General features: G+C 69.5%; 13 protein-coding genes and 2 tRNA genes. 5 read left to right on the top strand and 10 right to left on the bottom strand.

Annotated elements, in window-relative coordinates:
• The first annotated feature begins 64 nt into the window (after positions 1-64).
• Entirely contained in the window at positions 65-745 is a 681-nt protein-coding gene (locus GQ466_RS04485; RefSeq protein WP_161101469.1) for a L,D-transpeptidase family protein, read from the top strand.
• Here the strand turns inward: GQ466_RS04485 and GQ466_RS04480 are convergent.
• The gene (locus tag GQ466_RS04480) at positions 730-3,600 is read right to left on the bottom strand and encodes an AMP-binding protein (RefSeq protein WP_337193313.1); all 2,871 of its coding nucleotides are present in this window, start codon (positions 3,598-3,600) and stop codon (positions 730-732) included. The genes GQ466_RS04485 and GQ466_RS04480 overlap by 16 nt on opposite strands.
• A 124-nt stretch (positions 3,601-3,724) precedes the next feature.
• Entirely contained in the window at positions 3,725-5,374 is a 1,650-nt protein-coding gene (locus tag GQ466_RS04475) for an AMP-binding protein (protein WP_161101467.1), read from the bottom strand.
• A 225-nt stretch (positions 5,375-5,599) separates the two neighbouring features.
• Here GQ466_RS04475 and GQ466_RS04470 point away from each other — a divergent pair, with 225 nt between their 5' ends.
• The gene (locus tag GQ466_RS04470; RefSeq protein WP_161101466.1) at positions 5,600-6,589 is read left to right on the top strand and encodes an alpha/beta hydrolase; all 990 of its coding nucleotides are present in this window, start codon (positions 5,600-5,602) and stop codon (positions 6,587-6,589) included.
• Here GQ466_RS04470 and GQ466_RS04465 read toward each other — a convergent pair.
• From GQ466_RS04465 to GQ466_RS04440, 6 genes are all read right to left on the bottom strand, one after another.
• Entirely contained in the window at positions 6,586-6,933 is a 348-nt protein-coding gene (locus tag GQ466_RS04465; RefSeq protein WP_161101465.1) for a DUF3054 family protein, read from the bottom strand. The genes GQ466_RS04470 and GQ466_RS04465 overlap by 4 nt on opposite strands.
• Positions 6,934-6,962: 29 nt before the next feature.
• Entirely contained in the window at positions 6,963-7,529 is a 567-nt protein-coding gene (locus GQ466_RS04460; RefSeq protein WP_161101464.1) for a septum formation family protein, read from the bottom strand.
• A 245-nt stretch (positions 7,530-7,774) separates the two neighbouring features.
• Positions 7,775-7,848: transfer RNA gene (locus tag GQ466_RS04455), tRNA-Met, on the bottom strand.
• Positions 7,849-7,893: 45 nt separating this feature from the next.
• Positions 7,894-8,385: an ion channel gene (locus GQ466_RS32645; RefSeq protein WP_202419964.1), complete on the bottom strand. Its 492-nt coding sequence runs from the start codon at positions 8,383-8,385 to the stop codon at positions 7,894-7,896.
• Positions 8,386-8,390: 5 nt separating this feature from the next.
• Positions 8,391-10,019: an L-glutamate gamma-semialdehyde dehydrogenase gene (gene pruA / locus GQ466_RS04445; protein WP_161101462.1), complete on the bottom strand. Its 1,629-nt coding sequence runs from the start codon at positions 10,017-10,019 to the stop codon at positions 8,391-8,393.
• Positions 10,020-10,036: 17 nt separating this feature from the next.
• Complete coding sequence (locus GQ466_RS04440) at positions 10,037-10,963, bottom strand: proline dehydrogenase family protein (RefSeq protein ID WP_161101461.1); 927 nt, start codon at positions 10,961-10,963, stop codon at positions 10,037-10,039.
• 121 nt (positions 10,964-11,084) lie between these two features.
• Here GQ466_RS04440 and GQ466_RS04435 point away from each other — a divergent pair, with 121 nt between their 5' ends.
• Positions 11,085-12,176: a PucR family transcriptional regulator gene (locus GQ466_RS04435; RefSeq protein WP_161101460.1), complete on the top strand. Its 1,092-nt coding sequence runs from the start codon at positions 11,085-11,087 to the stop codon at positions 12,174-12,176.
• On the opposite strand, the gene GQ466_RS04430 is transcribed toward GQ466_RS04435, so the two are convergent.
• Positions 12,177-12,887: an NUDIX hydrolase gene (locus tag GQ466_RS04430; RefSeq protein WP_161101459.1), complete on the bottom strand. Its 711-nt coding sequence runs from the start codon at positions 12,885-12,887 to the stop codon at positions 12,177-12,179.
• 84 nt (positions 12,888-12,971) lie between these two features.
• Here GQ466_RS04430 and GQ466_RS04425 point away from each other — a divergent pair, with 84 nt between their 5' ends.
• The gene (locus GQ466_RS04425) at positions 12,972-14,633 is read left to right on the top strand and encodes a hypothetical protein (protein ID WP_161101458.1); all 1,662 of its coding nucleotides are present in this window, start codon (positions 12,972-12,974) and stop codon (positions 14,631-14,633) included.
• Positions 14,634-14,635: 2 nt separating this feature from the next.
• Positions 14,636-15,562: a 5'-methylthioadenosine/S-adenosylhomocysteine nucleosidase family protein gene (locus GQ466_RS04420; RefSeq protein WP_161101457.1), complete on the top strand. Its 927-nt coding sequence runs from the start codon at positions 14,636-14,638 to the stop codon at positions 15,560-15,562.
• 187 nt (positions 15,563-15,749) lie between these two features.
• On the opposite strand, the gene GQ466_RS04415 is transcribed toward GQ466_RS04420, so the two are convergent.
• Positions 15,750-15,823, bottom strand: a tRNA-Met gene (locus tag GQ466_RS04415).
• Positions 15,824-15,839: the final 16 nt, after the last annotated feature.

The following is a 15,839-nucleotide window of genomic DNA, read 5'->3' as shown; positions in this document are numbered from 1 at the left end:
GTCTCCCTATGCGTCCGGGACAACACCCGTGGCGGCGCAGGTCGGCGGGCCTAACGTCGCGGGCATGTTCGCGCGCACGGCCCTGCTGGCCGCCGGTCTCCTCGTCCTCGCGCCCGCTGCGCCCGCGGTCGCCGCCGCGCCGCCGCCCGCCGCGCTCCACCTCGGCAGCGACGGCCCGGACGTCACCCGCCTCCAGCGGCGCCTCAAGGCCCTGCACTACTGGCCCGGCGAGATCAACGGCCGGTTCCGGGCGACGACGCGGGCGGCCGTCTGGGCGTTCCAGCACGTCAACGGGCTGAAGGCCACCGGCGTCGTGGACGCGCGGACGCAGCGCGCGCTCCGCCATCCGCACGGCCCGCACCGGCTCGTCCGGCGCTCCCGGCCGACGCGCGTCGACATCGACCTGCGGCACCGCGTCCTCGTCGTCTACAAGGCGCGGCGCGTCGTGCTGATCTCGCACCTGTCGTCCGGCTCGGGCCGGCACTTCTGCCAGGCCGGACGCTGCGGCGTCGCCCGCACGCCCACCGGCAACTTCCGCGTCGAGCGGCGCATCAACGGCTGGCACAAGTCCTACCTCGGCTGGATGTACCGGCCGCTGTACTTCCACGGCGGGTTCGCGATGCACGGGTCGCTGGACGTGCCCGACCGCGACGTGTCGCACGGCTGCGTCCGGCTCCCGATGGACGTCGGGGACCGGATCTACGGGCTCGTCCGCAACGGCACGGCGGTCTACGTCCGCCGCTGAGCGGTCAGCCGGCGCCGCGCCGTCTCGCTGAGCGGCCGGTACGCGCCGGACTTGTCGCGGAAGTAGGCGCCCGGCCCGGGCGGCGGCACGCCCTCGGCGCGCAGCGCGTCGGTCAGGGGCCGGTGGCCGGGCGTCGTCGGGATCGCGTCCACGACGCGCACCACGGCCGGACGCAGCCTCGGCTCCACCTTGAGCAGGGCCTCCGACACGTCCACCGGCTTCAGCTCGGCGCCCGCGCGCAGCGTCACGGCGGCGGCGGCCAGCTCGCCGTGGCCCGTCCCGATCGCGTAGACGGCGACCTGGTCCACGCCGGGCAGGTCGCCGAGCGCGTCGCGGATCGGTCCCGGCGGGACGATCCCGGTCGCGGCGCGGATCAGCTCGTCCTCGCGGCCGACCGGCCAGAAGTCGCCGTCGGCGTCGCGGCGGAACAGGTCGCCGGTGATCGTCCAGGCGTCCTCGGGCGCGAACACGCCGCGCACCGGCCGCGCGGCCGTGGCCAGCGCCGCCGGGCGGACGCGCGCCAGGAGCATCCCGATCTCGCCGGGTTCGCACTCCTGCGCGAACCCGCGCGGCCCGTACACCAGAGCGCCGCGTTCCAGGTCGTAGCGGACGAGCCGGACGGGCGCGCTGCCCGGCAGCGGACGGCCGAGCGACCCCGGCTTCGTCCCGCCGAGGTTGACGAGGATCGCCTCGCCCGTCGTCGACGCGTAGAACTCCAGCACGTGGGCGGGCGCGAACCGCTCCTCCACGCGCCGCCACAGCCCGCGCGGCATCCCCGACCCGATGAACAGCCGCACCGCGTGGTGCCGCTCCCCCGGCTGCGGCGGCGCGTTGACGAGGTCGCGCAGCAGCGTCCAGGCGTAGGACGCGACGGTCACGCCGTAGCGGCGGGCCTCGTCCCAGAACGTCTCGGGGTCGTAGCCGGACGCCAGGGCGAGCCGCGCGCCGCTGGCGACCGCGCCGCCGAGGCTCATGAGCAGCGCGGACGGGTGCTGGAGCGGCGTGATCGAGTAGACGGTGTCGGCCGGTGACAGGGACGCCGACGACGCCGTCCCGTACGCCGACATGGCCCAGCGCCGGTTGGTGACGCGGCTCGCCCGCAGCGTCTCGCCCGTCCCGGTGAACAGGACGAACGCGGTGTCGCCCGCGCGTCCGGGGTCGGGCCGGTACCAGCCGGGCAGCGTGACCGCGGCGGGATCGATGCGCTCCATGTCGTCCAGCCGGGGGTCGCGGTCGGCGCCGCCGCCGAGCAGGTGCGCGGGGACGCCGAGCGTCGCGGCGAGCGCGGCGTTCTCGGGGTCGGCGATGACGCGGGCGATCCGGGCGAGCGCCGCCTCCCGCTCCGGTTCGCCGTCCGGGCGCAGCAGCACCGCGACCGCGCCGAGCCGGTTCAGCGCGGCGACCAGCGCGAGCGCCGTCGGACGGGTCCGCATCAGCACGCCCACCGGCTCGCCTCGCCGGACGCCGATCGCGATCAGCCCGCGCACGACGGCGTCGATGCGGCTCTTGGCGGCCGTGTTCGTGTACGCGCGGCCCCGGTAGAGGAAGAACACCTCGTCGGGGCGGTGCCGGGCCTGCTCGTCCAGCAGCAGCCCGAGCGACACCCGCGTCGTGGTGTGGATGCGCTCCAGCCGGGCGAGGCGCGGCAGGTTCTGGACGGCCTGGCGCCCGAGCTGCCGGGACCCGCGCACCGCCCGCGCCGCCGTCCCGGCCGCCGCCCGCGCGGCCCCGCCGCCCACGCCGAGCGCGAGCCGCAGCCCGTACCCGGCGGTGCCGCCGGGCGGGGGCGGCGCCGGGTCGCCCGCCGCCGGCCGGACGATCGCGGGCATCCCCCCGGCCGCCCACTCGGCGACGGCGGGCCAGGTCTGCGCCATCGCGAGCGTCCCGACGACGAGCCCGAAGTGCCCGGCCCGCAGCGGCGCCTCGTAGACCGGCGCGCGCGGCGCGGCCCGCCGGATGCCGCGCACCATCGGCGGCGGCGCGATCTCGTCCACCTCGCCGACGAACGTCAGCACCGGGCAGGACAGGTCGGCGAGCGTGACGAGCCGGTCCCCGATCGTGAACCCGCCGGTGAGCATCCGGTTGTGCTGGACGAAGTTGCGGATGAACTCCAGCAGCGCCGGGCCGGGCCACGACACCCAGCCCTCGCGCTCCAGGAACCGGCGCTGCCGCTCGCGCGGGGCCAGCCGTTCGCGGTCGTGCAGGGCGAGGACGAACTCGACGCGGCTGCGCACCGACTTCACCGGGCTGAGGAGCTGGAAGCCCGTCCGGGTGACCCAGCCGGGGACGTCGAAGCCGCGCAGCAGGGCGTCCGGGATGCGCTCGGCGGCCTCCCCGGCGAGCCGCGCCGGGACGCCGAACGGCAGCGAGCCGCTGATGTCGGCCGGGCTGCCGAACGTGATCACCGAGGCGACGCCCGCGCTGCGCCGGTACGCGGCGGCCTGGTAGACGAACATGCCGCCCTGCGAGTACCCGGCGAGGTGGACGTCGCGTCCGGTGGCGGCGCGGACGCGGTCCACGGCGTCGCTCACCGCGAGGACGTGGTCGGAGACCGTCCGCTCCAGCCCGCCGGGCTCGCGCTCGGGCGCCCCGAAGTCCACGACCCACGGGTCGATGCCGCGCCGGTGCAGCTCGGCGACCGCGCTGACGTTGGACGAGATGTCGTACACCTCGGCGGTGATCATCAGCGGCGGGACGAGCAGCACGACCGGCCGTCCGGCGGGCGCCTCGGGGTGGTAGTGCCGCAGCCGGTAGATCCGGCCCTCGGCGGCGATCTCGTGCGGGGTGGCGTCGTCGCCGGTGTCCAGGCCGCCGAACCGTGCGACCTCCAGCGCGTTCTGCGCGGTGGCGGTCACACGGGCACCGATACGACGAAAAACATTCACGACAGGCGGCATCGGGCCAGTCATATCACCTGGACGATCGCCGGGAAAACCCTTGACTTCCCGCTGGTCAGCCTCTTGTCAGGTTCCGGCGGCCTCAGTCGACGACCCGCGCGCCGCCCATCGCGCCCGCCTGGAGGCGCTCCCACATGTAGCGGCGGCGGGGCTTGCCGCTGGACGTCCGCTGGATCAGCCCGGAGCCGACGACGATCGTGACCTCGACGTCCTCGCCGACCCGGCGGCGCAGCATCTCGCGCACGTCGGCGGCCCACGGCGCGTCCGTGGTCTCGGCGAACAGCGCGAGGCCCTTCTTGCCGGCGCCCGGGACGCCGACGACGACGATCCTTCCCTTGCCGAGCCTGGTGACCTCGGCGATCTTCGCCTCCAGGTCCTCGACGTAGACCGAGCGGCCCCGGACCTTGATGGAGTCGCCCATCCGTCCGAGCACGAAGAGTTGGCCCTCGTGGAAGAACCCCGCGTCCCCGGTGAAGACGCGGCCGTCTTCAAAGCGGGTGGACTTGCCCTCGGCGCCCGCGTAGTAGCCCTTGCAGGCGGACGGCCCGCCGACGACGATCTCGCCGAGCCGTCCGGCGGGCAGCTCGCGGCCCGCGTCGTCCACGATGGTGACGGGGACGTCCGGCTCGGGCGTGCCGCACCCGACGACCCAGCCCGCCTTGGCGCCGATCGAGTGCGGTCCCAGCGTGTGCTGGTCGAGGATCTTCACGGGCTCGCCGAACGCCAGCGACTCGCTGTCGGGACGCACCGCGAGCGGGTCGCGCGCCTCCTTGTCCAGCGTGATGAGCAGGGTCGTCTCGGCCATACCGTACGCGGGCCGGAACGCCGTCCGGGAGAAGCCGAACGGCTCCAGCAGCTCGGCGAAGACCTCCAGCGAGTGCGGGTCGATCGGCTCCGCGCCGATCAGCGCCATCTTCCAGCCGGACAGGTCGATTCCTTCGAGCTGCTCGGGCTTCACGCGCCGCGCGACGTAGGCGTACGCGAACGGCGGCGCGGCCGTGTGCCGGGCCTCGGCGAAGCAGCGGATCCAGCGTGCCGGGTCGCGGATGAAGTGGTCGGGCCGCATGAGGCGCAGCGTCCCCTGCCGCGCGATCGGGGTGATGAACGTGCCGATCAGGCCCATGTCGTGGTAAAGCGGCAGCCAGGACGCGACGACGTCGCCGTCCTCGTAGTCGGCGCTGCGGACGATGAGGTCGCTGTTGGCTTCCAGGTTCTCCCAGGTGACCATGACGCCGCGCGGCGCGCCGCTCGACCCGGACGTGAACTGCAGCAGCGCCAGCTCCCCGGGCTCGCGCAGCTCGGCCTCGTCCGCCGCCTGCCGGGGCCGCCACGGCGCGCCGGACAGCCCGGCGCGTTCCATCGCGGCGGCGGCGTCGCCGGCCAGCTCGTCGGACGCGACGACCAGCGCGGGCTGCGCCTGCCGCAGGATCGCCGCGACGTGGTTGACGTAGTCCTCGCCGCTCTGGAACAGCGGCGGCGTGATCAGGCAGACGGTCGCGCCCGCGACCCAGACGGCGAAGTAGGTCTCGATGCAGGTGAAGTCGGTCGGCAGCACCACGCACACGACGTCGCCGGGCCGCACGCCCTCGTCGATGAGCGCGGTGGCCGTGCGCCGGGCCGCCGCGGCGATCACGCCGTAGTCGCGGAACTCCCACCCGTCGCCGTCGGCCGCCAGGTGGACGCCGCGATCGGTGTTCGGCTTGTCCAGCCAGTCCCGCAGCGCAGTTGCCATCGTTTCCCCTTCACAGACGTGACCCGTGGGTAACTTCACCAGCGCCGCGAGGCCCGCGTCAACCGAAACAAGCAGGAAACGGGCGGTAGGCCGCAGATGTATGTGATCTGGCTGACAAACGGCCCCCCAAGATCGTTCACCCGGCGCGATTCTCGCAGGTCGTCCCGGTTGTTACGGTTCGCGCTGCCGGGTGCGTCCCGGCCCTTCGGACCAAGGAGTTCACCCATGCAGAACCGGCGTGCCTTCTGCCGTACCGCAGCCGTTACGGCCGGCGCGGCCCTGGGCGGCGGCCTCCTCGCCGCCCCCGCCCGAGCCGAGGGCGCGCGCGTCGTCGCCGAGAAGCGGCTGGGCAGCCACATCGTGGACCTGACCGTCCACTCGGCCGCGATGAACCGCGACCTGCCGGTGCGGCTGATGCTGCCGCAGGGCTGGTCGAAGACGGCGGACCGGACGTGGCCCGTCGTCTACGCCTTCCACGGCGGCAACGAGAACTACCAGGCGTGGAACACCCACACCGACATCGCGGCGCGCTCGCTGCGCCGCCAGGTGATCGTCGTGCTGCCCGAGGGCGGCTACGCGGGCGGCTACACCGACTGGTGGAACTACGGCTTCGGCGGCAGCTACGCCTGGGAGACCTTCCACCTGAAGGAACTGCGTCCGCTGCTGGAGCAGGAGTACCGCGCGGGCACCAAGCGCGCGGCGTTCGGCCAGTCCACCGGCGGCTACGGCGCGCTGATCTACGCGGCCAGGCACCCGGGAATGTTCAAGTACGCGGCGGCCTACAGCCCGTTCGCGTCCCTGCTGACGGCGGGCGTCTCCACGGTCCTGAACACGGGCCTGGACGGCCTGAAGGGCTGGAACGGCCTCGGCTTCAACGTCGACAAGTACACGATGTGGGGCGACCCGTTCTGGCAGCACGACATCTGGGAGCAGCACGACCCGGTGTCCCAGGCGGCGAACCTGCGCGGGACGAAGCTCTACGTCTCCGTCGCGAAGAACGGCCTCCCGGGCCCCCTGGACCCGCCCACGGCCCAGTTCGCCGACCCGGCCGAGGCGTTCTGCTACTACACGACGAAGCCGTTCCTGGACCGCCTGAAAGAACTGAACATCCCGGTGAAGACCCACCTCTACGAACGGGGCACCCACTCCTGGGTCTACTGGCAGGACGAACTCGACCGCTCGTGGCCCGCGATGATGCGAGCGATAGGCGCCTAACGCCGAACCAGCGCAACGACACCACGCCACCCGAGCAGCGCGAACCCGAGAAAAACGAACGCGACGACGACGAACGCGGCGGCCGTCCCCTGCCCGGAGACGGCCCGCAGCACCATCCCCACAACGACAGTAGAAACCCAGACACAAACACCAACGGGCCAAAGCACGAACGGCCGAACCCAGGCCCGCGAGACAGCCCACCCGACAACAAGCCCGATCAAAAACGGCCAGGCGGTCGACCCGACGTCCAGAACACCGCCGACCCCCTCATGGGTGCTGCGCCCGATGACGACGAAAACGAGCACGCACAGAACATCGGCGACAGCACCAAGAACCCGGATCACGCCCCAACTCTAGGCGCGGCCGGGGACGCTCAACTACGCGTCCCCGCGACCGAGTAGTTGACCGGCAGGTCGTAGTAGGCGACGCACACGACCTGCCGATCCCGGTCCCGGTCCCACGACTCCCGAGAGGGAAACCAGTACCGGTCGTCGAACATCGAACGTGTGAACCGCACACCGACATACGTCTCGAATGCCCGCCGACAACGCCGTTCCGCGTCCCGAACCACCACGGCGTTGCCGGGATAAGCGGCGGAACGCGCCCAGACGTCCCCGGTGAAGAAGACCTCGGCGTCATGCCGCACCGAACAGCTCACGACCCGCCCGGCGGACGCGGAATCACCAGAACGAACCCCCACAATGTTGACACACTCCCCCTTCCGCAAAACCCGCACGCTCGTCGCCCGGTGCGAAGAAGGAGAAGGCGGAAGAGAAGCGGCACGCTGCCCGGCAGGACGATCGGGCACGCCCACCGAGTGCCAGAACGAGAAGAGCAGAGCGCCCAGAACGCTCGCGGCCACGCCGCCGACGACCTGGACGACGAACGGATGCTCGAACGCCCAACCGATACCCCGCCGAGAACCGCGCTCGTCCGCCATCGCCCCAGACCCCGCACCATGTCGACAACTCGCGGCCAAACTACCCGGACGCCCATCGCCAACGAGGCGATTTCCCACGACAAAGCAAGCAGATCACAGCCAAAAAACGGAGAAAAACCCCAAAAGGAGGGGGGAGTGGGGGGCGGAGCCCCCCACATCGGGGGGCACGGGGGGTAGTCCCCCCGATAAACGGCGAAGGGCCCACATGGAAGCGACTTGTCGCGACCATGCGGACCCAGTACCCGTAGCGGGGACAGGATTTGAACCTGCGACCTCTGGGTTATGAGCCCAGCGAGCTACCGAACTGCTCCACCCCGCGGTGATGTCTTAACTCTATGGGGGCGGAGAGGCTTACGCAAACGGATTAGGACGTGGGGGTGTCGTCGCCGGGACGGGCGGAGCTGAGCACGAGCGTGAGGACGGACGCGATGACGATCAGGTCGAAGGCCATCTGGACGGTGACGACGGCGCGGGCGGCCTGCCCGGTGGGGACGATGTCGCCGTAGCCGACGGTGGTCAGGGTGGCGACCGCGAAGTAGAAGGCGTCGAGCCGGGTGCTGATCCCGTGGAACTGCCCGGCGAGCGTGTAGTAGCGGGAGGCGAACAGCACGGCGACGGCGGTGACGACCGTGGCGAGCAGGGCGAGGCGTTCGCCGATGCGCCGGGCGCGCAGGGCACGGCGCCCCTGGACGGCGACGAGGTACGTCAGGAGCCCGAGCCCGACGAGCGTCCCGGCGACCCGCGCGAGCCCGTGGCCGCCGCGCAGCTCGCCGACGTGCAGCGGAACGATCCAGTAGACGCCGACCACGGCCGCACAGCCGGCCAGGGCCCGCGCCCACGCACGGATCTCCGCCACGACGCTCACCCCATGTGCGGATAGCGGTGGTCGGTCGCCGGAACGAACGTCTCCTTGATCGACCGGGGCGACGTCCAGCGCAGGAGGTTCTGCGGCGAACCGGCCTTGTCGTTCGTCCCGGAGGCGCGCCCGCCGCCGAACGGCTGCTGCCCGACGACGGCGCCGGTGGGCTTGTCGTTGACGTAGAAGTTCCCGGCGGCGAACCGCAGGATCTCCTGGGTGCGGGCGATGGCGGCGCGGTCGGTGGCGAGGACGGCCCCGGTGAGCGCGTACCGGGAGACGGATTCGAGCTGGTGAAGTGTCTCCTCGTACCGATCGTCGTCGTACACGTGGACGGCGAGGATCGGCCCGAAGTACTCCTCGGTGAAGATCTCGTGCGAGGGATCGGTGCCGACGAGAACGGTAGGCCGCACGAAGTACCCCACACTGTCGTCGCACACGCCCCCGGCCAGCACGTCCACGGACGGGTCGGCGGCGGCCCGCTCGATCGCGCCCTTGATGCGCGCGTACGCACGGTCGTCGATGACGGCGCCGAGGAAGTTGCGCAGGTCGGTGACGTCGCCCATCGCCAGCGCGTCCACCTCGGCGGCGAGGGCGTCGCGGAGCCCGCCCTCCCAGAGCGACCGCGGAACGTAAGCGCGGGACGCGGCGGAGCACTTCTGCCCCTGGTACTCGAACGCCCCGCGCACGAGCGCCGTCAGAAGCACGGCGGGATCAGCGGACGGATGCGCGACGACGAAGTCCTTGCCACCGGTCTCACCGACCAGACGCGGATACGTCCGGTAGCGCGAGATGTTCTCCCCGACCGTCCGCCAGAGGTGCTGGAAGGTGGCGGTGGACCCGGTGAAGTGGATCCCAGCAAGGTCAGGGTGGGCGAGCAAGACGTCAGAAACAGCGAGCCCATCGCCGGTGACGAGGTTGATGACACCGTCCGGCAGCCCAGCCGCACGCAGGAGCCGCATCGTAAGGACGGCCGCGTACGTCTGCGTGGGCGACGGCTTCCACACAACAACGTTCCCCATCAAAGCGGGCACAGTCGGCAGGTTCGCCGCGATAGCGGTGAAGTTGAACGGCGTAATCGCGTAGACGAACCCCTCCAGCGGCCGATGGTCAGTGCGGTTCCACACGCCGGGACTGCTGAGCGGCTGCGAGGCAAGGATCTGACGCGCGTAGTGGACGTTGAACCGCCAGAAGTCGACCAGCTCACACGGACTGTCGATCTCCGCCTGCTGAACGGTCTTGGACTGCCCCAACATCGTCGCGGCGACGAAAGTCTCCCGCCACGGCCCAGCGAGCAGATCAGCGGCCCGCAGAAAGACAGCGGCACGCTCATCGAACGGCAACGCACGCCAGCCGGGAGCGGCGGCGAGCGCGGCATCGACGGCGTCCCGGGCGTCCGAGCGCGTGGCGGCCCCGAACGTCCCGAGAACAGCGGCATGCCGATGCGGCTGAACCACATCGGTCTTCTCCCCGCCGCCGAGGCGTTCCAGCCCCCCGATCGTCATGGGCAGATCGATCGCCCCGGCGGAGAGATCGGCGAGCGCCGCCATGAGCCGAGCGCGCTCCGGACTACCGGGCGCATAACCGTGGACGGGCTCATTCACGGGCGAAGGAACAAGGGTGACGGCGTCCATAAGGGGGACCGACCTCCTCAGCGGGAGACGAAGGAACGGAGGAAGAAGGCGAGGTTGGCGGGACGCTCGGCCAGTCGGCGCATGAAGTACCCGTACCAGTCGGCGCCGTAAGGGACATAAACGCGCATGGTCGCCCCAGAAGCAGCAAGCCGACGCTGCTCACCGACACGAATCCCATAGAGCATCTGGAACTCGTGATCCCCCGCGGAACGCCCGGCCCGAGCGGCGAGCCCGGTGGCAACGGCGATCATGCGCGGGTCGTGGCTGGCGACCATCGGATACCCGGCCCCGTCCATGAGCAGCCGCAACGCACGCACATAAGCGCGGTCGACCTCACCCTTGGCCTGATAAGCGACGGACGCGGGCTCGGCGTAAGCCCCCTTGACGAGCCGCACCCGCGACCCTTCATGAACGAGATCGCGCAGATCGCCCTCGGTCCGCCGCAGCATCGCCTGAAGAGCGACCCCGGTGGCAGGAAAATCAGCACGAATCTTCCCGAGGATCCCGAGCGTGGAATCGACGGTGGTGTGATCTTCCATGTCGAGCGTGACCGTCATGCCGCACCGATCAGCAGCGGAAGCGACGGCGAGCGCGTTGTCGAGCGCGACGGAAGCACCGTCACCGGGCAGAGCCTGCCCAAGGGCGGAGAGCTTGACCGAAGCCTCGGCACCGTCAGCGAGCCCCTCAGCGGCGAGCCGATCGAACAACAGCAGGTAGGCGTCCCGAACAGCACAGGCCCGAGCAAGGTCCGTGGTGTCCTCACCAAGATGATCGAGCGTCACACGCAGCCCATTGCCGGTGAGCGCACGCACGGCCGCAAGCGCGGCATCGAGATCGTCCCCGGCGACGAACCGGTCCACGACGCTCCGGGTGGGCGGCAGCGCGGTGAGAACGTCACGGAGCCGCGAGCTGCGAGCGGCGGCGAGAAGCAGGGAACTGGCCACGAGTACCTCCCCGGTCCAAGGGTTCTGACCTGACGGTAAGAACCGTCCCGGCACGGGGCATACAGTCAATTGTCACGCGACCGCCCCAGAATCTTGGGACATTTGTCGGAAGGAGGCCACGATGCCCGACGATCTCCAGGAGCTGACCGAGCGGACGGCCGACCTGCTGGGCGCCCCCGCGACCCTGGAGGACCGCGACTTCCACCTGGTCGCCTACGCGGCACACGGCACAACGATCGACCCGGTAAGGATGGAGTCGATCCTGCACCGCCGCTCGACCGAAGCCGTCAGAACAAGGTTCGAGCGCTACGGCATAGCAAGAGCGACAGGCCCGGTACGCATCCCGGCAGACCACACGGCAGGAGTCCTGGGACGCCTATGCCTCCCCGTCCGCTGGAACGGCGTGACATACGGCTACCTATGGCTCCTGGACGACGAAGAACGCATAGACGAACCCCTGGCATCAAGAGCAGCACCGCTCTGCGAACGCGCAGGCCTACAGATGGCACGCCAGGCAAGAGAACGCGGCGACCGAGGCCTGAAGCTAGCCGAACTGCTCTCCACCGACCACGAAGTACGCACGAGAGCAGCAGCCGACGTCAGCATAGAAACCCCGGTAGCGGTAGCGGTCCTGAGAGCCCCAGGAGGAGCAGACGTCCTGAACCAGTGGCAACTCCCAAGGTCAGTGCTGACGACAACATGGGAGAACGACCACGTCCTCCTGGTCCCGCTCCAGAGCAGAGACCCGGCCCAAGTAGTGACAAGAGCAAGGAGCCTGCTGGAAGAACGAGGCAGCGGCCCGGTGACAGCAGGCATCTCAGACCCGTGCACCGCGCTGACGGCGGTGAGAGAGGCATGGCAGAGAGCCCGCACAGCAGCAAGAGCAGCAGACCCGGGCACAACAAGAACCTGGACGTCCCTAGGAGCCCTGAGACTCCTGCGCTGGTCAGACGACACACAAATCAACGAGGCGATCCTCACCAAGGGCATCACCGACCTACTAACCCACCCAACCCTAAAAGAAACAGCAAAAAGATTCCTGGACAACGCAGGAGCAATAAAACCAACGGCAGAACAGCTAAAAATACACCGCCAGACCCTCTACCACCGCCTGGCAAGAATAGAAGAAATAACAACCTTGGACCTGACAAAAGGCCAAGACCGCCTGACCCTGCACCTGGCCCTGACCCTGCTCCCCCACCTGACCACGTGATCAGGCCCCACGCAGCAACGGTGGCGAGAGCAGACGGGCGTCACCGCGCCGATAGAGCGCGGCCGGGCGCCCCGCGTCGAGCATCCGCCGATCACCCGTCGGCACGAGGAACCGCTCCGCCTTGGTGACCTTGCGGCGGAAGTTGCTCGGATCCAGGGGAACATCCCAGACGACCTCATAGACCCGGCGCAGGTCGGCAACGGTGAACGGCTCGGCGCAGAACGCCGCCGCGACGGTCGTGTACTCGAGTTGAGACCGAGCTCGCTCCAACGCGTCCCGCAGGATCATGCCGTGATCGAAGGCGAGTTCGTCGGTGCCGTCCAGGTACGGCCCGACCGGACTCCATAGCGCGGCGCGCGCGTCCGTCCCCGCAGACGGGACCGGGAGCTCCGGCCCGAGAGCGAGATAGGCGACCGTGAAGATCCGTCCGCGCGGATCACGTCCCGGCTCCCCATACGCCCGGAGCTGCTCCAGATGGAGCCGGTGCGCCGCGAGCCCGGTCTCCTCTTCCAGTTCTCGGGCGGCGGCGGCGTCAAGCGTCTCGCCGTCGCGGACATAACCGCCGGGCAGCGCCGGCAGCCCTCGATACGGCTCGTTCCCCCGCTCGACCAGCAAAACGTGCAGCGTCTCCTCACGGACCGTGAGGATCACCAGGTCTACGGTCACGGCGGCGGGCGACACCGGCCCCAGCCGCGTGGACGCACCGAACATCGATCCCCCTATTTAAAGTCAGCTTGACTTTAAGCTAGCGCGCGACTTAAGGTCAGTCCGACCTTAAAGAGCCTTGGGGGTCGCATGGACCATCCACCCGTCTCCCTCACCAAGACCCACGCCTCCCCTTCCCGCGACAGCGCCCACGCCCAACGCCGCCTGCGCGCCGACGCCCGCCGAGATCTCGAGTTCCGCGACACGATCGTCCATGACGTGCTGGTCGACGCCCGGCACCGTGTCGCGCCCTCTTACGGCTTCGATCTTGCGGATCTCGCGGCGCACGCCTGGCACTACTGGTGCTTGGACACGATGCGGGAAGTGCTCACCGTGCTCGTTCTCGTCGGCGGCGTCGCATGGTGCCCGTCCGCGGCGCTCCTCGCGATCGGCGCGCTCGTCCTCATCGGGTGCGGCGCGAAGGCGGCCCGACACGCGCCCATCGTCCTGCGCGACCGGATCGCGACCTGGTGGGCGACCCTGTTCCACCGCCACAAGACCTACGGAGAACTCGAGACCGACAACCGCCTCAAAGAGAGTTCGCAATGGCTCAAGATCAACCTAGCCGGCTGCGGATCGGCGACCGCGCTCGTCGTCGCCGACATACTCACGACGGCCCCCCATGGTGGAAGCGCGATCATCGAGTCAGCGTTCCTGCTATCGGCCTTAACCCTGGTGAGCGCGATCCCCGAGATCGTGGACCACTATCGGCCCGGCCGGTTCGGCTTCGGTGCGCGGCGTCGCCTTCGGGCCATCGAGAAGCAGCAGGAGCACCCCGTCGTCGTGCTGCGCAGGCCGCGTAAGAAGGACGACGAGACGAGGTATATCGAGGAAGACGCCCCCAGTCGGCGCTTCTTTCGCGGCGCGGGTGAGCTGGTCCACCGCTGGCAACCGCCGCTGACCATCCAGCTCTTCCATGTCGACCGACCATCCGGCCTTCCCGAAATGCGTCGGGAGTTCGTGGAGCCGCCGTTCTCCGCGCACCAACTCGTCGAGCACCTGCGGAAGGAGATGAAACTCATCGGACGGTTCGGCGACCCCACCCGGCTGCCGGGCTACTACGTCGCCGACCGGGTCTTCATCGCCGAGGAGGACTTGCGTCCGGGGATCGAGCTTCCCGCGAAGGCGACCGACCTCGACATCATCCACCGGATCATCGACGACCCGCACTCCCCAGCCCAGCACTTCCTCGAAATGCGGACGACGCCGAACGGCGAGGTCGTCACAACGGTGTTCCTTCGTGTCACGCTGAAGGCCCGATCGCTGAGCCTGGAGTTCACGGCGTGCGCACTGACCCGCTTGCGCGGTGAAGAGCGGCCTCGGCTGCCGCCGCTCGTCCACTCGTTCCTCTGCCTGCCCGAAGACCTCCTGCGCTCGTACCGGCTGATCAAAGTACCGGCGACGCTCATCAGGATGGCCCGGGCGTCCCGTGACCGCTCGACGGATCCGGTTTCCGGCACCGAATGCGCGACCCGGACCAGCATCCGGGAGGAACGGGCGGTCGACTGGGAACTCGCCACATTCGACAAACCTAGCATTCTCGGCCATATGAAAATCATCGAACGTCGCCTCCTCACCGCCACCGAAGACTTCTTGCGCAAGCACGACGTCGACACCTCGAGATTCGATGAACGCGCGGAAATGATCGTCAACGCGGCGGTCCTCAACATGGGCCAGATGGAGATCAACGGCTCGGCGGTGGGAAACAACGCAGTGGTCAACTCAAACACCATCGCAGCACAGGGAGCGTGAGCATGAACGAACGAAACCGCATCCACGGAATCGCGAACTACGGCGGCACGACGAAGGTCACCAATTCGGCCGTGGGCGACCGTCCCGTCGTCAACATCGGCCAACGAGCGACCGCACAGGACGACGAGCCAAAGCTGTCGGCGGACGTCGGAGTCATCACTATCCTCAGCGTGGAGACCCAGGCGCTGATGCTCCGCCTAGGCTTGGAAAGGAAACCGATCGGAGGACTGCAGTTCCGCACCGGCGCAGTGCGAACGGACGAGGGACCCGTGAACGTTGCAGCAGTCCAGGCACTGGGCCAAGGCCAGCGCTCCACGATGGCCGCTTACGAGAACCTGCGCCGCCACTTCGACCCGGGAGTGATCGTCCTGGTCGGCATCGGCGGAGGAATCCACCGCGACGTCGAGATCGGCGACGTGGTCGTAGCGACGCGAGTCGTCTATTACGACCTGCGCAAGGAACTCGCCGAAGGCACCCGGCGCAGAGGCGAGGAAAAGGAGGCCCCCGCCGCCACGGTCCACGCCGTGAACGCGTTCTTCACCGATCGAGCGCCGGCAGAGTTCGACACCGAGGACCCGAACGGGACGACCAGAAAAATGCGCATGCTGCACGGCCCCATCGGCTCAGGCGAAGCGGTGGTCGCGGACGAGGACGCGGAGATCATCACCTACCTGGCGGGCTTCAACGACAAGATCCTCGCCGTCGACATGGAAGCGGGCGGCCTGAGCCAGGCATCCCACGAACGAGCGGCGACCGAGGACCGAGCACACGGCTGGGCGGTGATCCGCGGCATCTCGGACACGGCAGACGCCCAGAAAAACGACGAAGCACACCCCGTAGCCTCCTGGCACGCCGCGACCGCCCTCGACCACCTGCTCCCCTACCTCAAAAAGGGTCAGCTTCCGTCCCACCGAGCCGCCGATAGATAGCCGATAACAGCCCCCGCGACAAGTTCACAACAAACAACCAAAAGACACCAAAAAACAGCAACCACAGGGCGGGGGGCGTGGGGGGCGGAGCCCCCCACATCGGGGGGCACGGGGGGTCGTCCCCCCGAAAAACGGCGAAGGGCCCGCAGGGAAGCGACTTGTCGCGACCATGCGGACCCAGTACCCGTAGCGGGGACAGGATTTGAACCTGCGACCTCTGGGTTATGAGCCCAGCGAGCTACCGAACTGCTCCACCCCGCGGTGATGTCTTAACTGT

Origin of the sequence: Actinomadura rayongensis (genome assembly GCF_009831215.1) — a bacterium.
GTDB lineage: Bacteria > Actinomycetota > Actinomycetes > Streptosporangiales > Streptosporangiaceae > Spirillospora > Spirillospora rayongensis.
Note: the sequence above shows the minus strand (reverse complement) of the source record. Positions and strands in the feature narration are given on the sequence as shown.

What these genes read in the sequence shown, in the direction of transcription:
- GQ466_RS04460 (WP_161101464.1), bottom strand. Translation starts at nt 7,529, where the DNA reads ATGGCGGACGAGCGCGGTTCTCGGCGGGGTATCGGTTGGGCGTTCGAG.
- GQ466_RS04470 (WP_161101466.1), top strand. Translation starts at nt 5,600, where the DNA reads ATGCAGAACCGGCGTGCCTTCTGCCGTACCGCAGCCGTTACGGCCGGC.
- GQ466_RS04425 (WP_161101458.1), top strand. Translation starts at nt 12,972, where the DNA reads ATGGACCATCCACCCGTCTCCCTCACCAAGACCCACGCCTCCCCTTCC.
- GQ466_RS04430 (WP_161101459.1), bottom strand. Translation starts at nt 12,887, where the DNA reads ATGTTCGGTGCGTCCACGCGGCTGGGGCCGGTGTCGCCCGCCGCCGTG.
- GQ466_RS04475 (WP_161101467.1), bottom strand. Translation starts at nt 5,374, where the DNA reads ATGGCAACTGCGCTGCGGGACTGGCTGGACAAGCCGAACACCGATCGC.
- pruA (WP_161101462.1), bottom strand. Translation starts at nt 10,019, where the DNA reads ATGGACGCCGTCACCCTTGTTCCTTCGCCCGTGAATGAGCCCGTCCAC.
- GQ466_RS04485 (WP_161101469.1), top strand. Translation starts at nt 65, where the DNA reads ATGTTCGCGCGCACGGCCCTGCTGGCCGCCGGTCTCCTCGTCCTCGCG.
- GQ466_RS04420 (WP_161101457.1), top strand. Translation starts at nt 14,636, where the DNA reads ATGAACGAACGAAACCGCATCCACGGAATCGCGAACTACGGCGGCACG.
- GQ466_RS04435 (WP_161101460.1), top strand. Translation starts at nt 11,085, where the DNA reads ATGCCCGACGATCTCCAGGAGCTGACCGAGCGGACGGCCGACCTGCTG.